Origin of the sequence: Halococcus sediminicola, assembly GCF_000755245.1 — an archaeon.
In the GTDB taxonomy this organism is placed as follows: Archaea; Halobacteriota; Halobacteria; order Halobacteriales; family Halococcaceae; genus Halococcus; species Halococcus sediminicola.
The window spans coordinates 42,717-62,112 of sequence record NZ_BBMP01000022.1 but is presented as its reverse complement, the minus strand read 5'-3'; the positions used below and the strand labels follow the sequence as shown (position 1 = coordinate 62,112).

The following is a 19,396-nucleotide window of genomic DNA, read 5'->3' as shown; positions in this document are numbered from 1 at the left end:
GCGACTGGCGGATCTCAAGCGAATCGCACGAACTGTCGCCGCGTCGTTCGGCGAGGGGGACTCGGCTGCCAATCGACGGTTTTAGGCGAGCGGGTGGCGCTCCTCTATGAAAGTGAGCCACACAGACCACGCAACAGCGCGCGAGCCGACCCTTTCGGTCATTATTCCGGTGTACAACGACCCCGAGGGCATTCGGCTGACACTCGAATCCGTCACCGGACAGACCTATCCGACCGACGAGTACGAGGTCCTCGCCGTGGACAACGGCTCTACCGACAGCACCCGCGACGTCATCGAGACCTACTGCGAGCGCTATCCAGATCTCGTCACGCTGCTCGTCGAGAACGAGGTGCAAGGTTCCTACGCCGCCCGCAACGAGGGGATTCGCAACGCACGCGGGTCGCTCATCGCGTTCATCGACGCCGACATGACCGTGCGCGCCGATTGGCTCGAATCGCTCGCGGCCTCACACCGCGAGCACGGCTGGGACTACGCCGGCTGTGAGATGGCGACCTATACGGAGTGTGTGACGTGGACCGCCCGGTACGACAGCCTCCTGCGTGGGTTCCCCGTCGAGCGCTACCTCCGCGAGCGGAACTTCGTGCAGACTGGCTGTCTGACGACCACACAGGAGGTCTTCGATGCCGTCGGCCTCTTCGATGCCCGAATCAGCTCACAGGCCGATGGGGAGTTCGGCAAGCGCGTCCACGAGGCCGGATTCGATCAACACTTCGAGCCGGAAATCACGATGTACCATCCGGCGCGCGAGACGCTGCGGCCGTGGCTGAAAAAGCAGTTCCGCATCGGCCGGGGTGCCGTCGAACTCCGGCGCTATCACCCCGAACACGCCGAGAGCGCACACCCGCTCCATCCGAGACAATTCCTCCCATTGCGACCACAGGGCTTCTATGCGCGACTCACCGACGCCACCGACCCGACGCCCCACGAGACGGCCGCGTTCTACGCGTTCGATTACGCCAGCAAACTCGCGCGCGCCGCGGGCGGCCTCTACGAACAGTACTGTGTCAGCCCCTCGGCCGACTGAGCCGACAAGCGGACGACGAGGATGAACGTCGGGGCCACAGGTAGAGGCTATTGCTGGTGGCTATTCGGCGTAGCCGAGGTCGCGGAGTCGGTCGCGGACCACCGCCTCGTCGGCGTCGGTCGCCGCGATGTCGTCGGGTCGCTCGAGGCTCGGTTCATGTGTCCCCCTATCGACCGCGCTGGCTTCGACCCACGGGACCTCCCGCACACACGGCAGGAGTAAATCGGATGGATGGCCCCACAGACCGAGTTCGCCGGCGGCGTGGCCGTGGTCGGCCGTGATGACTACCCGCTCGGCGTCGAGGTTCTCCAACAGCAATGCGACATCGTCGAGGACGTATCGCAGGTTGTCGCGGTAGGCCTGCCAGACCCGCTCGCGTGGGACCGTATAGCCCGTCAGTGACCAAAGGTTCCCGAATCCCTCCCGGCCGAACGAATCGACGCCGCCGTACGTGCCGAGTTCCGCGTCCGGCACGAACGGGTCGTGTGGCTGCATGTAGTGGACGACCATCCGGTCCATTTCCTCGCTGCGCCCTCGCCACGTCTCAACCGCACGGTCGGTGAGTGCGCGGGCCGGAATGGTGTCGAGGTCCTCGTCCCATGCATACCGCCAGACCTCATCGAAGAACGCGAATTCCGAGCCATCGAACATCCGCGAATGAGGATTGCCGGTCACGTAGGCTGTTCGGGCCGTCTCCTTCGGGTGGTCGTCGTCGAAGTTTCGCTCCATCCAGTCGGGAGATTTGCTTCCGAGCGAGCGGAACGTATCGATTCCTGTGATGAAGTCGTACTCGTCGGCGACCTCGTGCATGATGTCGACGCGCGTGTCGTCGAGGACGAGCATTACGTCCCAGTCGCGGCTGTAGATCGAATCACCGGGATTTCCGCGCCGCTGGACGTACTGGCGGTTCATCTGGACGAAGAAATCCTGCCACGCGTTCGTCAATCCGTGGCTAGCACCGGCAAGACCGTTCTTTTGGTACTCTCGCCACGTCTCTTCAGCCGACTCGCGGAGCCAGCGCCTCGGTGGGGTTTCCATACAACGCGACTCAGTTCTGTCGTTGAATACTCTTTCGATGCTCCTATACTGTTACTTCCGATACTCATCAGAAGATGGCTCTCACGAGAGGTCCTGACGGGTCGGCGGACAATGGCTGGCTATCGAGACTACTCCTGTGGTTGCGGGCGGGACACTCGTACGTTCGAACCGCCGGAACGTTCCTCTTCTTCGGGGTGCTGTTCGTCTGCTCGCTGGTCTGGCCGCGGGACGAACGGCTGTGGGTGTTCGGCGCGCGCGGTGGCGAAGCGTTCCTCGACAACTCGAAACACCTCTATCTCCACGTCCTCGAATCGTGTCCGAACGTGCGGCCGGTCTGGCTCGCAAAGGACAACGAACTGGTCGCGGAACTCGACTCACACGGCTACGAGGCCTATCACGCCCACTCGGCCCGCGGAACTTACCTCAATCTCCGGGCCGAACTCGTGTTCGTCAGCCACGGCGTCGCGGACGTGAACAGGTGGTGCTGTGGTGGGGCCACTGTCGTGGGACTCTGGCACGGCGTCGCGCTGAAACAGCTCGGTTGGGACCACGGTTACGGAACCGGTTCGCTCCCATGGCGACTACTTCAGCGCTGCAAGCGCGCCATCACGGACCGGTATAGCTACTTCACGGTAACGAGCGAGGCGATGATCGAGCCGTTCGTCTCGGCTTTCCGGTTCGACCCCGAACGAGTCGTCGTTACCGGCTACCCACGGAACGACGCGCTCGTGGACGGTGAAGCGGTGCCTGGTCTCGCGGCCGACGAGCGCGTGCGTGAGATGCTCGCTTCGCTCCCTTCAGAAAGCGACGTACTCCTCTATCTGCCTACGTACCATGCCGCCACAGAGGAGTACGTCCTTGACCACCTCGACCTCTCGATGCTCGACGAATTCCTCCGAAGAATCGACGCTTACTTGCTGGTGAAGCTCCACCCGAGTGAACGTTTAGACACCGATTTCACGGCGTTCGACAGGCTCGTGCCGCTACCGGGGACGGCGGACGCCTACTCGATTCTGCCCGAGACCGACGCACTGATCACCGACTACTCCTCGGTATATTTCGATTACCTGCTTCTCGACAAACCCATCGTGTTCTACCCGTTCGATCTGGACGATTATCGCTCGGAGCGCGGGTTCTATCTCGACTACGAGACGGTCACGCCCGGCCCAATCGCCAGCGATTTCGAGGAACTGTGTTCGTCCCTCGAAGCCGTCCTCACTGACGACGAGTATGCCGCCGAGCGCGAAGCGGTGCGAAACCGATTCATGCAGTTGCCGGACGTAAATCGATCGGCAACCGTCTGCCGACAATTCGCTTCGTCCGAACCAAGCGATACATCCGTCGCCGAGCATGATCGGATACCGTGAGTATTGGTGACAAGATAGAGTGCGCCCGTAACGCCGTTTTTGACCGCTGTCCTCGCTGTAAACGGCTTTGATACAAGAATTAGCAGTGGTCACCGGAATTTCTACGTTACATATACCCGACTTGTTGAAAATCGGTGTGCGAGATACAGGGAACATCTTGCACAGGTATCTTTGCTGATTCAGACCAATCTACACGTTGGATGATGTATAGAACGAGAATTCACAGATACTCAAACTCGGAATCGCCACCGGCTTCAAAGCCGAGCCGCTCGTGAGTCCAGTCAAAGACCCGGTCATTGTTGTGGGTTTTGAGGAACTCGACGATGCGTTCGCCCACGTTGCTACCGTAGAGCTTCTCGCCCGAGTGCATGCGTTCACGTACTGCGTCCGTCTCGGCGATGTGGGTGATCATGTCGGTAACGAACTCACCATCGGTTGGCGGAACAAGGAGGTTCGTGTTTGCGTTGAAAACTGTTTCCGGGCGGTCGGTGTTGAAGCGGGCAGTGAGGCAAAGTGCCTCCTCGATATGGTTGAGTTCTTCCTGCATGCTCCCGGAGTCAGTGAACTCGGCGAGACATTGCCCAGAGGTGAGAAATTCGTAGACATGGGCGTGCTTCTTCCAAAGCCCAGTGAAAAGGAAGTTTTCGCGCTCATCAGCCAATCGCTGAAGGCGATCGCGGTATCCGTAGTTGCGCAGGGCTTGCTCGGTGGCGGTCAACTCGACGAAGTTGACGTTGTAGCCGCGCTCGACGAGGCCGATTACGCCCTCGACGATAGCAGTGAATCGCTCGGGTAGAAGGTTCGCCCGACGGTGGATGTCAACGCGAATCCAGTCGTCGCGCGCCTCCAGTGCGGGGTAAACGTCGAAGACGCTTTCCCCATCCTGGGTGCTTTTCATCTCAATGGCATCAACCACCGAATTGCCAACCACCGGAATGCGCTCTTGACCGTCCACCTCGTTGGGGTAGCCCTCGCGTTCGAGATGCTCGCGGTTCAATTCGATGGGCGCGAATTGGTAGATCGAGGCCGCGGAGCCGATGAAGGTATCGTACTGTTCGGGGAATGGCTCGGTCCGCTCGACATGCCATTCGCCGTCCCACTGTTCCCTGATGACCGCTTCGGGGTCGGCAGTCGTCTCGTAGGCTGGCGCCATTCCACGGAGACCGGCCTCGTTGTGCGCGACCTGCTGATTTGTGGCGAACATCCATGCCTGTGGGAAAATGGCCGCGGCGTGGGTGTCTCCGTGGACCATCGGGAGAACGGTCGTATTGGACCATTCGTTGAGCTTCACTGCCAGTTTCTTGACCGCAAGCATCATCTCGGCGGTCTTCTGGCTCAGATCACCCCGGATGCCGAAGTCGGCCGCGATGTAGGGTTCGAGACCATATTCTTCGAGACCGTGGCCGAGTACGTCGTCGTAGTGCTGACCGGTGTGGATCACGAAGCAGGGGAGGTTGTTGGCGTCGGCGGCGGCGACGACCGGCGCCTGTTTGTAGAAGTCTGGCTTCGTCGCTGTCACAACCGCGAGAACGAAATCGTCACGATCCATCTGCGTGGCGAGGCGATCTTCGTAGATCGTCGGGGACGCATCCATAGTGCTGACTTTCGAGGAACCGGGTAATATATTTCGTTATTGCAAAATATCCGATTACCCAGCCCTGAGTCTATATGAACACTTTGCTGAATACAGCCTCTGTATCTCCCAACTACTGGAGGGATTCGCGAAAAACTATGGATTGTTCTGGTAACCCCCTATAGAAATCCCTATCCGGCAGGCCTCGTTTGTGGACGCATGGAAGCGATAGTGCTGGCTGCCGGTGAGGGGTCGAGGATGGGTGAACGAACCGCTGAACTGCCGAAACTCTTCCTGGAAGTCAGCGGACGCCCGCTCTACGAACACCAACTCACTCGTCTCGCCCCGCATTGCGATCGAATCACGGTCGTACTCGGACACGGCTTCGACGACGACACTGCGCCGGAATCGGCCTTCGACACGGGTGATATCGCTGCGGACACCGACGTGGAGTTCGTAGTCATCGACGAGTGGGCGACGACCGAGAACAGCTACACGGCGCGCACGGCGCTCGAACGCATCGACGACGAGGACGTACTGCTGGTGTGTGGCGACGTGGTGTTCACAGAGTCGATTATCGATGATATTGTGCAGACCTACGAGAACGACCTCCGTGACGACGGCTTCAGCGGCGTCGGCGTGGTGGAGGGCATCCAAGACGAGATGACCGCCGTGCGCTGGAACGACGAGGATGTCATCACCGAGTACGGGGCCATCGAAGGCCATCAGGAGGTCGGTCTGTTCGTGCTCAACGCCGCCCACCGCGAGCGAGCCATCGAAATCCTCGACGGCGAGGAGAACGACTGGTTCCCGATAATCTTCGAGAACGTGCCCTCGAAACCGATTCGTGTCGATGACGACGAGCGCCACGAGATAAACACGCCGGCTCACCTCCGCGCTGCACGGGAGAAGTGGAGTGAGCGAGCCGAACAGTCGGCTCCGGAGCGATAGCCCTTTCTCTCGATTTCGCTGGATGGGCCCGAGTGGCGTCGTGAACCTATCGCATTATTCGGCGTAGCCGAGCTGGCGCAGGCGGTCGGCGACTACCTCATCGGTTACCTGCTCGGACTGGACTTCGGCGTCGTCGGCCCGTATCTCTCGGCGCGGGCCGGATTCGTGGACCAGCCACGGCACCGACACCAGTTCCGGAGTGTAGATACCACGGGGATGGCCCCACTCGCGGATCGGCAATGGGAACGCGCGCTCACCCACCATGTTGCCGTGGTCGGCCGTGACGACCGTCTTCCCCTCGAGATTCCTTAGCAGTGTTTCGACGTGTGGCAGCGCGCGCTCCAGGTTCGCCTCGTAGATGCGCCAGACATCCTCGCGCTCGGCGGCGAGCGTTCCCAGCAGCAACTGGTTCCAGACGTTCTCCTGTCGCGCACCGGTGAGGTGGCCCTTGTCGAAGTCGGTCTCCGAGTCGATGAACGGGTAGTGGGGCTGCATGTAGTGGACTACGAGGCGCTTGTCCGGATACTTTTCCGCCGCACGCAGCGCGTACTCGGTGACGGTCTCAGGGAGCACGGTACCATATTCCTCGTCCCAGCCCTCCTCGCGCCAGACGTGAATCACGTCGTGGAAGTCGACGGCTATCGACTCCCGATTCTGGTAGAGCTGTGGGTTGGCAGTCACGTACACGGTGTCCGTGAGGTCACGGCCGTCGAGGTTCGCTGTGAGGAACTCAGTGGTCGCTGACCCTCTCGACTGTCGGCGTTCGAGTTGGCCCGGTAGTTTCGAACAGCGCGCGAACATATCGTACCGACAGGCGTCGAGGATACAGAGAGTGTCCCAGTCCTCCGCGAAGATATCGATACCGTCGGTGTTGTGGCCGCGGCGGCCGAACCGTCGGTGGTAGAGTCGGTTTATCTGACGGAGAAAGAGCATCGGATTGTCGAGCGCCCGGCGCAACCGTGTACGAGTGTTCATGCTGCTGAATTACATGGGAATGAAATGAGGGTTGTGGTCGGTTCATCGGCCGTGCTGAGACTTCAACCGAGAAAATGAAATAGTATAAAACTGTGTGCTGACAACCGTGGCTATCGAATCTGCTATGTCACGATCCGTTCTCATCGATGCGAGCCCTCTCGGCGGAGGAGTCTCCGGAGCGGGTCGATACGCCTATGAACTCCTGGATGCGTTGCTACCGATGGCTGAACGGCTTCGATTCGAGATCATCGCTCCACCAGCAGACAAGCGGAACTGGAACATCTCTCACTGGTCGAACCAGGAGAACGTCACCATAACCCCGGCCGACATCAGGGGTGTCGGACCTCGACGACAGTTATACTTCCTCAGACATTCGTTCGAGTACGACCTGTTTCATGCGCTGTCATCGTATCTGCCGCTGTTCGTTCGCGGACAGTCACTTGTCACTGTTCACGATTTGAAATACGTCCACTTCCCCTCGTACTTTCGCGGTCTGGGGACTCTCAAACATCGATACATCACCTCCATGATCCGCCGGAGCGTGCGTTCCGCGGATCACATTCTTGCTGTCTCGGATCATGCTCGTTCTGATATCGTCTCGGAGTTCGGCATCGACGGCGGGAAAATCACGGTCGTTCCGCACGGTCCCGGTGGCATACAGACTGCTACCGACGAGTCGCCGCCAATCGACGGTCCGTATCTGTTCTTCGTTGGTTCGCTGCGCCCGCACAAAAACCTCGAAACACTCGTGGACGCCTATATCGAACTCCGTTCTCGAACCGGCGAAACGGCCGCGAAACTGGCTATCGCCGGGGCAGAGTACGGCAACAGCCTCACGGAACTGCGGGAGCGAATACCCGAACCATACCGAAACGATGTCGAATTTCTTGGTCGAGTCGACGACGAGACGCTGGCGGCGCTGTACGCACACGCTACTGCGTTCGTGTATCCCTCACTCTACGAGGGATTCGGGTTGCCGCCGCTCGAAGCGATGGCTCATGGAACGCCTGTCATCGCCTCCGACCGGACCTCGATTCCCGAGGTCGTCGGCGACGCCGGCGTTTATATTGATCCAACGAACAGAAACGACCTCGCCGATGCACTAGAGCGCGTACTGACCTCGCAATCGCTGCGCGAGTGTCTACGTGAGCGTGGCCAGCAGCGCTATCAGGAGTTCTCGTGGGAGCGAACGGCGCGTGAAACGTTGGCAGTTTATGAACAACTACTATGGAATTGAACACGAAAAACACGGTTGACAATAATGTTCTTTGGACGTTGTTAATCATACTCGCAGCGTCGCTTACCCTCTCTTCGCTCGTACCAAGCATGATCGGCTACATCGTCGTTCTCGCCGTGTACGTGCTGTTCGTCGGCGCGCTCGTCGTCACAGACCGCTTCGCGGTTATCTATCACTGGGCAGTTGTCCCGATGGTGCTGTTGATTTGGGCGGTGTTCGCGCTCACGACGGCGCTCGACCCGACCAGAGCGGGCCTGCTTCGTCTCGGGGCGTTCACCGTGATTACCGGCATCAACCTCTTCGTCGTTCCGGCGACTGTCGACCGGGCTACTTTTCATGATGTTCTCGCCTACACCGCGGGGGCGTTCGTCCTGATTGCTCTCCCGACGGTGTTGGTTGGTAGCTACGGAATTGTCGGAGTTATGATTTCACCGTGGCACACGAACCTCGAACTGCTCGGCGTCGTGTTAAATACCCCGACATCGGTGTTCAAGAACCCGAATCACCTCTCGGGTCTCGCTGCAATGGGGGCGATCGCCGCTGGGGCGAGATACACTCGCTCGTACACGCCGCTGGCTGCCGGGTTGGTCGGTCTGAACGCCCTCGGTGCGGTCCTCGCCGGTGGGCGGGCGGCGCTGCTTGCACTCGTCGTTGCCGCTGGATTGTATGTCGTCTACCGCCTCTTTGGTCCGGCCGCGATGGCCCTGCTCGTGGCAGTCGGTGCGCTCGCCGTCGTCGTCAGTTTTGGAATGATGTTTGGTGTCGTTCCTGGTCCGCGCGCCATTACAAACGTCGACCTCAGCGGCCGTCGCGCACTCTGGACCGCAGCATACGAAGCCATACGTGACCGACCGGTGATCGGATGGGGTCCCGGACGCGATGTCGCCGTGCTGGACAACTACATGGAAAGTTCGGTGAACGCAACTCACAATAGCTACCTCCGTATGTTTCTGATAAGTGGCGTTCTCGGTGGTGGGGCGTATCTCGCCCTCACTACCATCGTTGTTGTCATTGGGTTTCCAACCGTTCAACGCGAAACGTTGTTCGGATTTCTACTGCTTTCAGTATTTCTCACCTTGGAATTATTCGCAGGAATGACGATTTTCGGACTCAGTTTGCTTTCGATACTTGGGGCACTGCTCGTTGGGTATACGCAGTTGTCGACCGAAAGCCGACAGGTGGAGTTTAGCTTTCGATAAATTATTTCCGGGCACAAATATGTCAACTGTGTGCATTGCTGGTTTCAAACACCGAGCCACATTTCGGAACCATTTTGATGAATCCAATGCTGCCAATTACTATGAAATCGCTGACACGACCTCCACGAGCGCTTTGGGCGATTCTCGTTGTTGGATTGGTTTTTCGAATTGCAATCATATTTTTCGATAATTCGTTGGGGCTGTTCGCTCAGGTGGCCATTGCACCCGACTTCCACGCTCGTGCGACCGTTCTCGCGGATGCGTGGCGTGGCGGTCAGTTTCTCACGCCGATGCCCGATCTTGCACCCGAGATGAGCAAACATAACGAAATGCGAACGCTCGTCGCCTATCTCCTCGCGCCGTTTTACGTCCTTCTTGGCGATAGTCCGATCGCCGGTAGAATCGCTATCGCCACTTATGCCACCGGACTCGGCTATGTGACGTGGCTTCTCGCCCGTGAAATCGGTCTCGATACGCCGTGGTCGCTCCTTGCGGTCGCCGTCACGACGTTCTGGCCGTCCGTGATCTATCGGTCCGTCGTCCTCATGCGCGAGATACTCGTCGTGGTGCCAGTCCTCATTGCCATCTGGATTGCGGTGTGGTGGGCGGAATCTCCCACAGACATGCGCCGACTTGCAGGTGGGGGTATGCTCCTTCTCGTCGTCGCACGGCTGCTGTGGGCGCTCCGCCCGGAGACACTCCTCATTATCGGTATCGCGTTCGTGGTGGCAACAGGGGTTCGCTACCACGAGTACACCCGTGCGCTCGCTGCCGTAGCTGTTGTGGGAGTCGTTGGTGTGATTGGAGCGGTCACGCAACTCGGAGCGTTCATCGGCCCTCGAAACGACGATGGATTGTCCCCGGCTACGCTTGATGCCTATGCTCACGTTCGCGCACACGGCGGATCGGCATATCTGACGTGGTTGCACTATGATACATGGATCGATGTCGTCCTGTTTGCGCCGCTCAAAGTGCTCTATTTTCTCGCCGCGCCGATGCCGTGGGATGTCAACAGCGTGATCGACCTGCTGGCCGGGATGAGCGGCTGGCTCCTGCTTAGCGTCTGCCTGCTCGCTGCCTACGGTGCATGGCGGCTGTTCAGGGCCCATCCACACAGCCTCCCTCCCTCAGCGAGTGTTCTCGTTGCGTTTCTCACCGCGGGTATCCTAGCCTATTCAATCATCGAAATGAACGGCGGTGCGGCCTTTCGCCGTCGTATCCAGTTCGTACCTGTCATCATCCTTCTTGCAGTTGTCGGCCTCTCTGCCGTTCGACGACGATTGAGTACCGGCAACGCCCCATCAACGACCGATATCGCTTGATACACATGAGTGGTCAGCCATTCGCACAACTTACTTGGAAACCTCGTTTGACTCAGCAAGTCCTATAACTACGGACTTGGAGTAGTGCCCATGAACCAGTCTCCGAACGTGCTGTTCTTGGTCGTGGATTCGCTGCGCTGCGATGCCGTGCTCGGCGACGAATCGTACGACACGCCAACGCTCGACCGCCTCGCCGACGATGGCATCGTCTTCGAGAACTGCTATTCACAGGGTATCAGTACTGCCCCCTCAATGACAGCGATGCTCACTGGTCGCTACCCGCTCGAATACGGCGGGCATCGGTATATCGAGGAGAACCAGCCGACGTTCGCCGAACAGTTCAAACGGAACGGTTACACTACCGGGGCAATACACTCGAACCCATACGTTTCGCGGCTCTGGAACTTCGACAAGGGCTTCGACACCTTCGAGGAAAACATCCTGCCGTTCGAGAGCGACGGCCTGCTCGAATACGCACCTGATGACTTCCTCAGATATGCCAACAAGTTCGTTCGGTTACTCCGGCGGACTCCCTACATGCCCAGCCCGCAGACGAACGAACGGCTCGACGCATGGACCGAGGCAGCGCCGGAACCGTGGTTCCTCTGGACACAGTACATGGACGTTCATGGCCCCTATCTGCCAGGCGGCGAGTTCACCTACCGGAACAAGTTCCGCGCCGAGCGCCTCTGGCGAAAGGCAGCCGTCACCTCTCCACACGAGATTACCGACGCCGAACATCGAGAACTACGAACGAACTATCGAAAGGAAGTCGAATATTTTGACGCCGAACTCGGGAAATTCCTCGGGCGACTCGACTGGCGTGGCCATCTCGACAACACGCTCATCGTCGTCGTTGGCGACCACGGTGATGAGTTCTACGAACACGACGACTACGGCCATAGCAATCTCCCTCACGACGAACTCACGCACGTCCCGCTCTTAATGTCCTTCCCGGATGGAGCGGACATCGACCAGCCTCGACGGATTGACGACCTCGTTCGCTGTGTGGATATCCTCCCAACAGCACTCGACCTCGCCGGTGCATCCCTCTCCAAGGAGATGGAACACCGCATGGTTGGCGAGTCACTACTTCCGCTGCTCCGAAACGACGAATCGCCCTCGTTCGATGCGGTCGTCACCGAAAAACAGGTTCGTGGCGAATCGGCGCTTCGCTTCGGATTCAGAACCGAGGGCTGGAAGTTCCTCTACGATGGCATGACTGACCAAAAACTACTGTACGATCTCGATAGCGACCCCGGAGAAACCGAGGACGTCGCCGACACCAATCCGGACACGGTCGAGGAGTTCGAGCGCCAACTCGACGCGCGCTTCGAGGCAATCGAGCGCACCTCGGCGGACATCACTATCCCCGACATCAAAGCCCAACCCGGTGTCGAGGAGCGACTTCAGGCCCTCGGCTATCGAGACTGAATCGTCGGGACAACCTTTGACCCAGTAATCGGACTGTGTGGCCTGTCGTCGGTACCCATCCAGTTCTGACGTTCACGAACACGCCACTTGTTTCTGATCTGTTAATTACAGCAACACAAAGATTTATTGTGCAAAGATATCTGCTTGAACTATGCCTGATACGCCATCGTTCGACAGACGAGAGTTCTTGAAAGTTGCGGGGGCGATCGGGGTGCTTTCCGGCTCGGCGGAGACCGCAACCGCCCAGCGAGGGAGGCGAGAGGAAATCCTCGTTGGTGTCGCTTCGTCCGTGAACGCGGAGCAGACGGCCCAGCGCGCGTTGCCGTCCGACGCCCGAATCATCGGGAAGAACGATACACTCGGCTACGTCAGAGCCGAGCTACCCGAGCGTGCTTCGGCGACCGCGACGGTCAACGTCGCCAGCACCGTCGCCTCCCGTCCGGGCGTCGAGTACGCCGAACCGAATGCCATCTACGAGACCCTCACCGTTCCGAACGACCCGCGATTCGGCGACCAGTACGCCCCCGAGATGGTGAACGCACCGGCAGCGTGGGACACCACGTTCGGTGATGGTGACGTAACGATTGCGGTCGTCGACGAGGGTATCAAGTACGACCATCCCGATCTCGAAGCCACCGCTGCCGACGGCCGCGGACGTGACTTCGTCGATGATGATGACGAGCCGTATCCCGACTCGCTCGCGGACGAACAGCACGGAACGCACGTCGCCGGCATCGTGGCTGCCGGGACCGACAACGAAATCGGTATCGCCGGCATCAGCAACGCGACGCTGCTCGGTGTCCGCGTGCTCGACAAGAGTGGGTCGGGCTACACCGCCGATGTCGCCGACGGCATCCAGTGGGCCGCGGACAACGGTGCGGACGTCATCAACCTCTCGCTCGGCGGTGGATTCACCGAAACGCTCCAGACGGCGGTTTCCTATGCGCACGAACAGGGCGTGTTGCTCGTCGCCGCTGCGGGCAACGACTACGGCGGTTCGGTCGACTATCCTGCCGCCTACGACGAGTGCCTAGCCGTCTCAGCGCTTGACCCCGACGGCAGTCTCGCATCCTATTCCAATCGGGGCCCGGAAATAGATCTCGCCGCACCGGGGACGAACGTGCTCTCGACGTGGACCGACGACGGCTACGAGACGCTTTCCGGGACTTCGATGGCAGCGCCGGTCGTTTCGGGGGTCGCAGCGTTGGTGCTTTCGGAACAGGATCTCTCGAACACGGACCTGCGCGAACGATTGTTGAGTACTGCGGTGGACGTGAGGCTGTCGAGCGCCGAACAGGGAGTGGGCCGGGTCGATACGAGCGCTGTCGGCGGAGAACTCGGAAACACGGTATCAATTGAAGGCACTGGAAGGCGAGCACGCTATCTGCTCTCGGCATCCGGCCGGCTTCGAAGCCGTTCCGGCAAAACGACCTCAACTGACGATAACGATACTCGCTGGGAATCGGTCGCTGCTGGACTGGTTAGCGATGGAGACCGCGACAACTACGATTTTTCGGGTGAACTCGTCGCTTTGGATCTCGAAAGGAATGCCATCGCTACCCTTAATGGCGATCGCATCGATCCTGACGAATATCCGAACAACGTGCTGACCATTGAGGGGGATGGATCCGTCGACGAGTACACGCTCGCAACGAGCGGGACGCTCAAATATACCGGAGCGAACGGCGCCACAATCGACTTCGACAGCGACCGCTGGGGATCGACTGCGACCGGACGGGTCGACGGTGGGGATACAGATAGTTACAAGTTCTCGGGCGCACTCGTCGCCTTCGACATCGACGGCGACGCGACCGCCTACCTCAACGGCGAGCGGATCGACCCCGACGACTACCTCGACAACGTGTTGACAATCGAAGGAAGTGGCTCGGTCGACGAGTACACGCTCGCGAGCAGCGGAACGCTCAAATCAACGGGAGCCAACGGCGCGAGTATCGACTCCAACGACGAGCAGTGGGGGTCGACCGTGCGGGGGCAGGTCGGCGGTGGCGGTCGTGACAGCTACAAGTTCTCCGGTGCACTCGTCGCACTCGATGTGAGTGGTGATACTACTGCCTACCTCAACGGCGAACGCATCGATCCCGACGAATATTTCGATAATGTCGTGACGATCGAGGGGAGCGGTTCTGTAGCGGAGTACACACTCGCGAGCAGCGGGACGCTCAACTCCACGGGAGCGAACGGCGCGAGCATCGACTCCAACGACGAGCAGTGGGGGTCGACCGCCACCGGACAGGTCGGCGGTGGCGGCCGGGACAGCTACAAGTTTTCGGGCGCGCTCGTGGTGCTCGACGTCGACGGCGACGCTACTGTATATCTCAATGGCGAGCGGATCGATCCCGACGACTACCTCGACAACGTCGTGACTATCGAGGGGGGTGGCTCCGGGGCGGAGTACACGCTTGCAAGCAGCGGGACGCTCAAATCGACAGGTGCTAACGATGCGTCGATCAACTCCAGCGACGAGCAGTGGGGGTCGACCGCGACGGGGCGGGTCGGCGACGGTGGCCGCGATAGCTACAAGTTCTCGGGCGTCCTCGTGGTCTTCGACATCGACGGCGACGCCACGGCCTATCTCAACGGCGAGCGCATCGACCCCGACGACTACCTCGACAACGTCCTGACCATCGTGGGGACTGGCTCCATGGCCGAGTACTCGTTTTCGACGAGCGGGACGCTCAAACGTACCGGGGCCAACGGGGCTACCATCGACGCCACCGACGAGATGCGAGGATCGACCGCCACCGGACAGGTCGGACGTGGCGGTCGGGACAGCTACAAGTTCTCGGGTGAACTCGCGGATCTCGACATCGATGGTGAGGCGACCGCCTATCTCAATGGCAAACGAACAGGCACTACAGGAAATATGGATATTGGGGTTTACAGTGGACTCAGCGATGCGAACTTCGACACTATCGACCGTATGGAGGGCTGGCAGAACACCCCCTACGCCGTCCAGAACCTGTTCGTGCCGTGGAACCCCGACGAAGGCCACATGAACTGGCTGTTCGACCGAATCCTCCCGCGAATTTGGAACGCCGGCCGAACGCCGCTGATCACGTGGGAGCCGTACACGCCCGGCGCACGGACCGCCTCGGTCGACACGCAGTCGCTCGTCGAACGCAACGAGTACGATGCCTACATCGAGAGCCTCGCCAGCACCACGCCGAACGACATCGAGGTCCGAATTGGGAACGGCGAGCACGACCGATATATCGACCGCTGGGCGGGCCGATTGCGGGACGCCCTCGCCGGATCGAACGACCGACGGGCGTATCTCCGATTTGCCCACGAGATGAACGGCGACTGGTATCCGTGGGCACCGACCGTTGGCGATTCTAGCCCGCGAAGCTACATCGAGATGTGGCGTCGTGTCCACAACCGATTCGACCGACAGAGCGTCGGCGACGACCTCCAGTGGATGTGGTGTGTGAACGCCGAGGACATCGGCTCCTACACGGCCGAACAACTGTATCCGGGCAGCCGGTACGTCGACTGGTTGAGTCTCGACGGCTACAACTGGGGTCGCAGCAAAGACTGGTCGAGCTGGCAGTCGCCCGACAGCATCTACGGTGACATGCTCGACAGGCTCACCGGTTTCGGGGACAAACGAGTCTGTGTCGCGGAGTTCGCTTCCTCGTCGAAGGTGGGTGTCGGACACGACCCACAGCGCAAAGGTGAATGGATTCGGGACGCGATCACGTACTTCGAAAATCGAGGCGTCGACATGTGGTGTTGGTTCAACGAGGACAAAGAGACCGACTGGGCGGTCTTCAACGGTGTGCGTGGCACCGAGACGGTCGCCCACAACGGACGGCAGGCCAACGCCTACAGCGCCTACCGAACGACGGTCGATACGTACGCGAGCGCCGCCGGCACGGCGACAGAATCGGCCGCCGTTGAGCGGATCAGCGACGACTGAATCGGGTCCAAACGCCGAAATGGGGCATTCGAATCATCGACCGCCGACTGACGCGGTCGGCTCACCGATGGTTGTTCCCACAGAGTGCCTCCAGTCGGGCCGTCGTCCGTGCGACCGTGTCGCTCCATGCGTGTTCGGCGACCACCCGCTCGCGCCCGCGCTCGCCGCACGTCCTGCGGCGTTCTGGGGCCGAGGCCAGTTCGTCGAGCGCGTCGGCGAATCCCTTCCAATCTCCCACAGGCACGGTGGTGCCGGCCCCGTCGACGATCGGTCCTAACTGCGCGAGGTCGCTCGTCACGACCGGCGTCCCCGTCGAGAGCGCCTCTAATACTGTTCGCGGGAGTCCTTCCGCGCGGCTCGGAAGTACGAAGAGGTCCGCGCCACGATAGAGGCCCGGCATCTCCTCGTGGGGAACCTCGCCGAGGAACGCTACTGTGTCACCGAGTCCACGCTCGACGACGCGCCGTTTGAGATCCGCCCGCAACGGTCCTCGACCGGCGAAGTGAAGCCGCGCCCCGGGATGGGATTCTCGAACCCGCTCGATCGCCGCCAGCGCGTCACCCGGTCGTTTCCCCTCGACCAGTCGGCCGACGAACAGCACCGCGGGATCGCCCGTGACCCGGTCGCTTTCGGCTCCTTCGGGCGAGAAACGGTCAGTATCGATGCCATTCGGGACCACCTGAATCGGTGCTCCGACGCCGAACTCGCGGAGTCGGTCGGCGTCGGTCTCGGTATAGCAGAATACGGCGTCAGCGCTGTCGAAGGTCGCGCGGCCGAGCGTGCGGAGATACCAGCGAAAGACCCACTCGGGGGCCGACTGTGAGTAGAGTCCGTGGTTGGTGATCGCCAGTGGGGTCGAATCGAGCCGTCGTTTGAGCGCCGCGAGATTCGTCGAGAAATAGAGGTGTGAGTGGGCGTGTATCACGTCGTAGTCGTCGGCTTTTCGGAGGAATCGTGCGACCCCCGCGGAGATGCTGTTGCCGAGTGCTTCGGTGGTCGCTGGCCGCCGAAGGAGTGTGTAGCCGGCCCGTTCCTCACGGCGCTGGCCGTCGCCGATGGTGAGCACAGTTACATCGTGGCCCATCGCGGCCTGATCGCGGCTCATCGCGTGGACGTGGTAGGTGCCGCCGCCGACGACCTCCGGGTAGGTCTTCTGGGCGACTCTGAGGATGCGCATTGCCGTCGGTGGTCCCAGACGGCCCAAAAGCGATTCGATGAGCGAGCGCTCTCGCCGGAGATTCGGTACGCTTTAGCCGGTCGTCTGACTGGTTCGAGGAAATGATACTCGTCACCGGCGGCGCGGGCTTCATCGGCGGCCATCTCGCCGAATCGTTCGTCCGCGATGGTCACGATGTCGTCGTCCTCGACAGCCTTGAACCCTTCTACGACACCGACATCAAGCGCCGCACCATCGACGTCGCGCGCGAGGCGGCCACCGAGGGCGACGGCACCTACGAACTCGTCGAGGGTGACGTCCGTGATAGCGAACTCGTCGCCGACCTCGTGGCGGACGCCGAGTTCGTTTTTCATCAGGCCGCACAGGCCGGCGTCCGGGCCAGCGTCGCAAATCCTCGGCGCGTGGACGACATCAACGTCGAGGGAACGCTTAACGTGCTCGATGCCGCCCGTGATTCGTCCATCGAGCGTATCGTCTTCGCCAGTTCGTCGTCGGTCTACGGCAAACCCTCTTATCTCCCCTACGACGAGGAGCATCCCACCACCCCGGTGAGTCCGTACGGCGTCTCGAAACTCGCCGCCGAGAGCTACGTTCGTGTCTACGGCGACCTCTACGATATTCCTACTGTGGCGCTCCGATACTTCACCGTCTACGGCCCACGTATGCGCCCGAACATGGCCATCTCGAACTTCGTCTCGCGGTGCATGAACGACGAACCGCCCGTCGTCTACGGCGACGGCTCGCAAACCCGGGACTTCACCTACATCGACGACATCGTTCGCGCGAACGCCACACTCTTGGAGACCGACGCCGCCGATGGCGAGGTCATGAACATCGGCAGCACCGACAACGTGGACATCCAAACGCTCGCGGAGGTCATCCGCGACGCGATCGCCCCCGACCTCGACATTGAGTACGGCGAGCGCCAGGCCGGCGACGCCGAACACACCCACGCGGACGTCTCGAAGGCGGCGGACGTGCTCGGCTACGAACCGACCGAGGACATCCGCAGCGGCGTGGGGAAGTTCATCGAGTGGTATCGAGACAACTCCGAGTGGTACGAACCGCTCGTTCGTTCTTCGTAGCAACCATTTTGTTGTGGACAAGAAATACAGAAGCCAGCTAAAGATCTCCAACCCCTGTGACTTCTATACTTGTATAGGGACAGTCTAACACATACATTTTGATTGTGATTCGTGCAGATGTAAGAATACCCTCAAAATATCAAACCGGAACTAGGACAAGTGCAGTAGTTAAGCTACTCATCCAGTGCATCACGGCCCTTCTCAGTAATATTGTACAGATTTGGTGCGACTTCCGTTAGGAAACCGTGTTCGCGCATTCTTCGAATTCGATTGGCGGCATATGTACGGGATACACCGACCACCTCACCGATCAGTGTCGTCGTTGCTCGGCCATTATCTTGAATCTCACGGAGGATGGCCTGGTCGGTGTCATTCAACCGTGGCTCCATTGGTATTTGGTTAGCTAGTGCCACTACAAGAACATTCGTGCTACTACGACATGTGATTTATGAATTGACCGAACGAAACGTGGTTCACAAAACATTAAGTGCCCGCAGATTGAACTACCAGTGAGAAGTTCGCGGGGCCATAGAAATCATGGCCGGGCGATAGGAGCGCCCGACCGTGGGCTTCTAAACGATCTGTCGCAAGCCCATGTCCATAGAGACACACGGCAGCCTTGAAGCTGCCGACCAACGAGTTGCATCGATCACCGGCCAGCAAGCCAAGCGAATGCTCTATCTCGATACTGCGACGCCAGTCGTCTGTGCCGGCGCGACGGTGATCTTCTGTGAATGCTTCGAACAGACATCGGACAGCCAACGCTACGACGGCGATGTCCCACTGTTCATCCTTGACGTCGCCAACGAGGACGCTGTTCGCTCGCAGCTCGCCGACGCGAACTACCATGACGCCGATATCGAGCGTGCGTTCGAGAACGGTCGCTGGCTCTCTCGCAAAAGTCCGGAACGAGCGCGGACAGCCGTTTCGTATGCTGAACATCACGAGGGCCAGGAATGACTCTCTGGTGTACGTGTGGTTCGTCTGTCTTCGCGATCACCGATCGTTCCTACGGCGAGAGCGGCACTCCCGATGGGAGCCGCGAGCATGGTA

At 60.1% G+C, this 19,396-nt stretch carries 15 protein-coding genes; 10 read left to right on the top strand and 5 right to left on the bottom strand.

Going from position 1 to position 19,396, the window contains the following annotated elements:
- Positions 1-112: 112 nt before the first annotated feature.
- Positions 113-1,045, top strand: a complete 933-nt coding sequence (locus ACP97_RS09425) for a glycosyltransferase (RefSeq protein ID WP_079977633.1) — start codon at positions 113-115, stop codon at positions 1,043-1,045.
- A 60-nt stretch (positions 1,046-1,105) separates the two neighbouring features.
- Here ACP97_RS09425 and ACP97_RS09420 read toward each other — a convergent pair whose 3' ends face one another.
- Positions 1,106-2,083, bottom strand: coding sequence for an alkaline phosphatase family protein (locus ACP97_RS09420; protein ID WP_237561140.1), 978 nt, complete (start codon positions 2,081-2,083; stop codon positions 1,106-1,108).
- 74 nt (positions 2,084-2,157) lie between these two features.
- Here ACP97_RS09420 and ACP97_RS09415 point away from each other — a divergent pair, with 74 nt between their 5' ends.
- On the top strand, positions 2,158-3,450 hold the full coding sequence (locus ACP97_RS09415; protein WP_049997584.1) for a CDP-glycerol glycerophosphotransferase family protein: 1,293 nt from the start codon (positions 2,158-2,160) through the stop codon (positions 3,448-3,450).
- 220 nt (positions 3,451-3,670) lie between these two features.
- Here ACP97_RS09415 and ACP97_RS09410 read toward each other — a convergent pair whose 3' ends face one another.
- On the bottom strand, positions 3,671-5,044 hold the full coding sequence (locus ACP97_RS09410) for a UDP-N-acetylglucosamine 2-epimerase (RefSeq protein ID WP_049997583.1): 1,374 nt from the start codon (positions 5,042-5,044) through the stop codon (positions 3,671-3,673).
- 198 nt (positions 5,045-5,242) lie between these two features.
- Between ACP97_RS09410 and ACP97_RS09405 the strand changes: the two genes are divergently transcribed.
- Complete coding sequence (locus ACP97_RS09405) at positions 5,243-5,974, top strand: NTP transferase domain-containing protein (RefSeq protein ID WP_049997582.1); 732 nt, start codon at positions 5,243-5,245, stop codon at positions 5,972-5,974.
- A 54-nt stretch (positions 5,975-6,028) separates the two neighbouring features.
- On the opposite strand, the gene ACP97_RS09400 is transcribed toward ACP97_RS09405, so the two are convergent.
- A complete protein-coding gene (locus ACP97_RS09400) occupies positions 6,029-6,949 on the bottom strand; it encodes an alkaline phosphatase family protein (RefSeq protein ID WP_049997581.1) in 921 nt (306 codons plus the stop codon).
- Positions 6,950-7,073: 124 nt separating this feature from the next.
- Here ACP97_RS09400 and ACP97_RS09395 point away from each other — a divergent pair, with 124 nt between their 5' ends.
- The 5 genes from ACP97_RS09395 to ACP97_RS09375 all read left to right on the top strand — a co-directional run bounded on the left by ACP97_RS09395 (position 7,074) and on the right by ACP97_RS09375 (position 16,081).
- Positions 7,074-8,186 carry a glycosyltransferase family 4 protein gene (locus tag ACP97_RS09395; RefSeq protein WP_079977604.1) on the top strand — a complete coding sequence of 371 codons (1,113 nt, stop codon included), beginning with the start codon at positions 7,074-7,076 and terminating at the stop codon, positions 8,184-8,186.
- Positions 8,187-8,275: 89 nt separating this feature from the next.
- On the top strand, positions 8,276-9,385 hold the full coding sequence (locus tag ACP97_RS09390) for an O-antigen ligase family protein (protein ID WP_237561139.1): 1,110 nt from the start codon (positions 8,276-8,278) through the stop codon (positions 9,383-9,385).
- A 212-nt stretch (positions 9,386-9,597) separates the two neighbouring features.
- Entirely contained in the window at positions 9,598-10,707 is a 1,110-nt protein-coding gene (locus ACP97_RS09385) for a hypothetical protein (RefSeq protein WP_154019988.1), read from the top strand.
- A gap of 90 nt (positions 10,708-10,797) precedes the next feature.
- Positions 10,798-12,141: a sulfatase gene (locus tag ACP97_RS09380; RefSeq protein WP_049997577.1), complete on the top strand. Its 1,344-nt coding sequence runs from the start codon at positions 10,798-10,800 to the stop codon at positions 12,139-12,141.
- Between the two features lie 151 nt (positions 12,142-12,292).
- Complete coding sequence (locus ACP97_RS09375) at positions 12,293-16,081, top strand: S8 family peptidase (RefSeq protein WP_079977603.1); 3,789 nt, start codon at positions 12,293-12,295, stop codon at positions 16,079-16,081.
- A gap of 61 nt (positions 16,082-16,142) precedes the next feature.
- On the opposite strand, the gene ACP97_RS09370 is transcribed toward ACP97_RS09375, so the two are convergent.
- Positions 16,143-17,258, bottom strand: a complete 1,116-nt coding sequence (locus ACP97_RS09370) for a glycosyltransferase family 4 protein (protein WP_049997576.1) — start codon at positions 17,256-17,258, stop codon at positions 16,143-16,145.
- Between the two features lie 101 nt (positions 17,259-17,359).
- On the opposite strand from ACP97_RS09370, the gene ACP97_RS09365 reads away from it, so the two are divergent.
- Positions 17,360-18,343: an NAD-dependent epimerase/dehydratase family protein gene (locus ACP97_RS09365; protein ID WP_049997575.1), complete on the top strand. Its 984-nt coding sequence runs from the start codon at positions 17,360-17,362 to the stop codon at positions 18,341-18,343.
- A 173-nt stretch (positions 18,344-18,516) separates the two neighbouring features.
- Here the strand turns inward: ACP97_RS09365 and ACP97_RS09360 are convergent, their stop codons facing one another.
- Positions 18,517-18,732, bottom strand: a complete 216-nt coding sequence (locus ACP97_RS09360) for an Lrp/AsnC family transcriptional regulator (RefSeq protein WP_049997574.1) — start codon at positions 18,730-18,732, stop codon at positions 18,517-18,519.
- A 205-nt stretch (positions 18,733-18,937) separates the two neighbouring features.
- Between ACP97_RS09360 and ACP97_RS09355 the strand changes: the two genes are divergently transcribed.
- Positions 18,938-19,303, top strand: a complete 366-nt coding sequence (locus ACP97_RS09355; protein WP_154019987.1) for a hypothetical protein — start codon at positions 18,938-18,940, stop codon at positions 19,301-19,303.
- Positions 19,304-19,396 lie beyond the last annotated feature (93 nt).

Excerpts from the sequence above, each read along its gene's own strand:
- ACP97_RS09375 (WP_079977603.1), top strand. The coding sequence starts at position 12,293 with ATGCCTGATACGCCATCGTTCGACAGACGAGAGTTCTTGAAAGTTGCG.
- ACP97_RS09370 (WP_049997576.1), bottom strand. The coding sequence starts at position 17,258 with ATGCGCATCCTCAGAGTCGCCCAGAAGACCTACCCGGAGGTCGTCGGC.
- ACP97_RS09415 (WP_049997584.1), top strand. The coding sequence starts at position 2,158 with ATGGCTCTCACGAGAGGTCCTGACGGGTCGGCGGACAATGGCTGGCTA.
- ACP97_RS09380 (WP_049997577.1), top strand. The coding sequence starts at position 10,798 with ATGAACCAGTCTCCGAACGTGCTGTTCTTGGTCGTGGATTCGCTGCGC.
- ACP97_RS09420 (WP_237561140.1), bottom strand. The coding sequence starts at position 2,083 with ATGGAAACCCCACCGAGGCGCTGGCTCCGCGAGTCGGCTGAAGAGACG.
- ACP97_RS09395 (WP_079977604.1), top strand. The coding sequence starts at position 7,074 with ATGTCACGATCCGTTCTCATCGATGCGAGCCCTCTCGGCGGAGGAGTC.
- ACP97_RS09390 (WP_237561139.1), top strand. The coding sequence starts at position 8,276 with ATGATCGGCTACATCGTCGTTCTCGCCGTGTACGTGCTGTTCGTCGGC.
- ACP97_RS09400 (WP_049997581.1), bottom strand. The coding sequence starts at position 6,949 with ATGAACACTCGTACACGGTTGCGCCGGGCGCTCGACAATCCGATGCTC.
- ACP97_RS09410 (WP_049997583.1), bottom strand. The coding sequence starts at position 5,044 with ATGGATGCGTCCCCGACGATCTACGAAGATCGCCTCGCCACGCAGATG.
- ACP97_RS09365 (WP_049997575.1), top strand. The coding sequence starts at position 17,360 with ATGATACTCGTCACCGGCGGCGCGGGCTTCATCGGCGGCCATCTCGCC.
- ACP97_RS09405 (WP_049997582.1), top strand. The coding sequence starts at position 5,243 with ATGGAAGCGATAGTGCTGGCTGCCGGTGAGGGGTCGAGGATGGGTGAA.
- ACP97_RS09355 (WP_154019987.1), top strand. The coding sequence starts at position 18,938 with ATGTCCATAGAGACACACGGCAGCCTTGAAGCTGCCGACCAACGAGTT.
- ACP97_RS09360 (WP_049997574.1), bottom strand. The coding sequence starts at position 18,732 with ATGGAGCCACGGTTGAATGACACCGACCAGGCCATCCTCCGTGAGATT.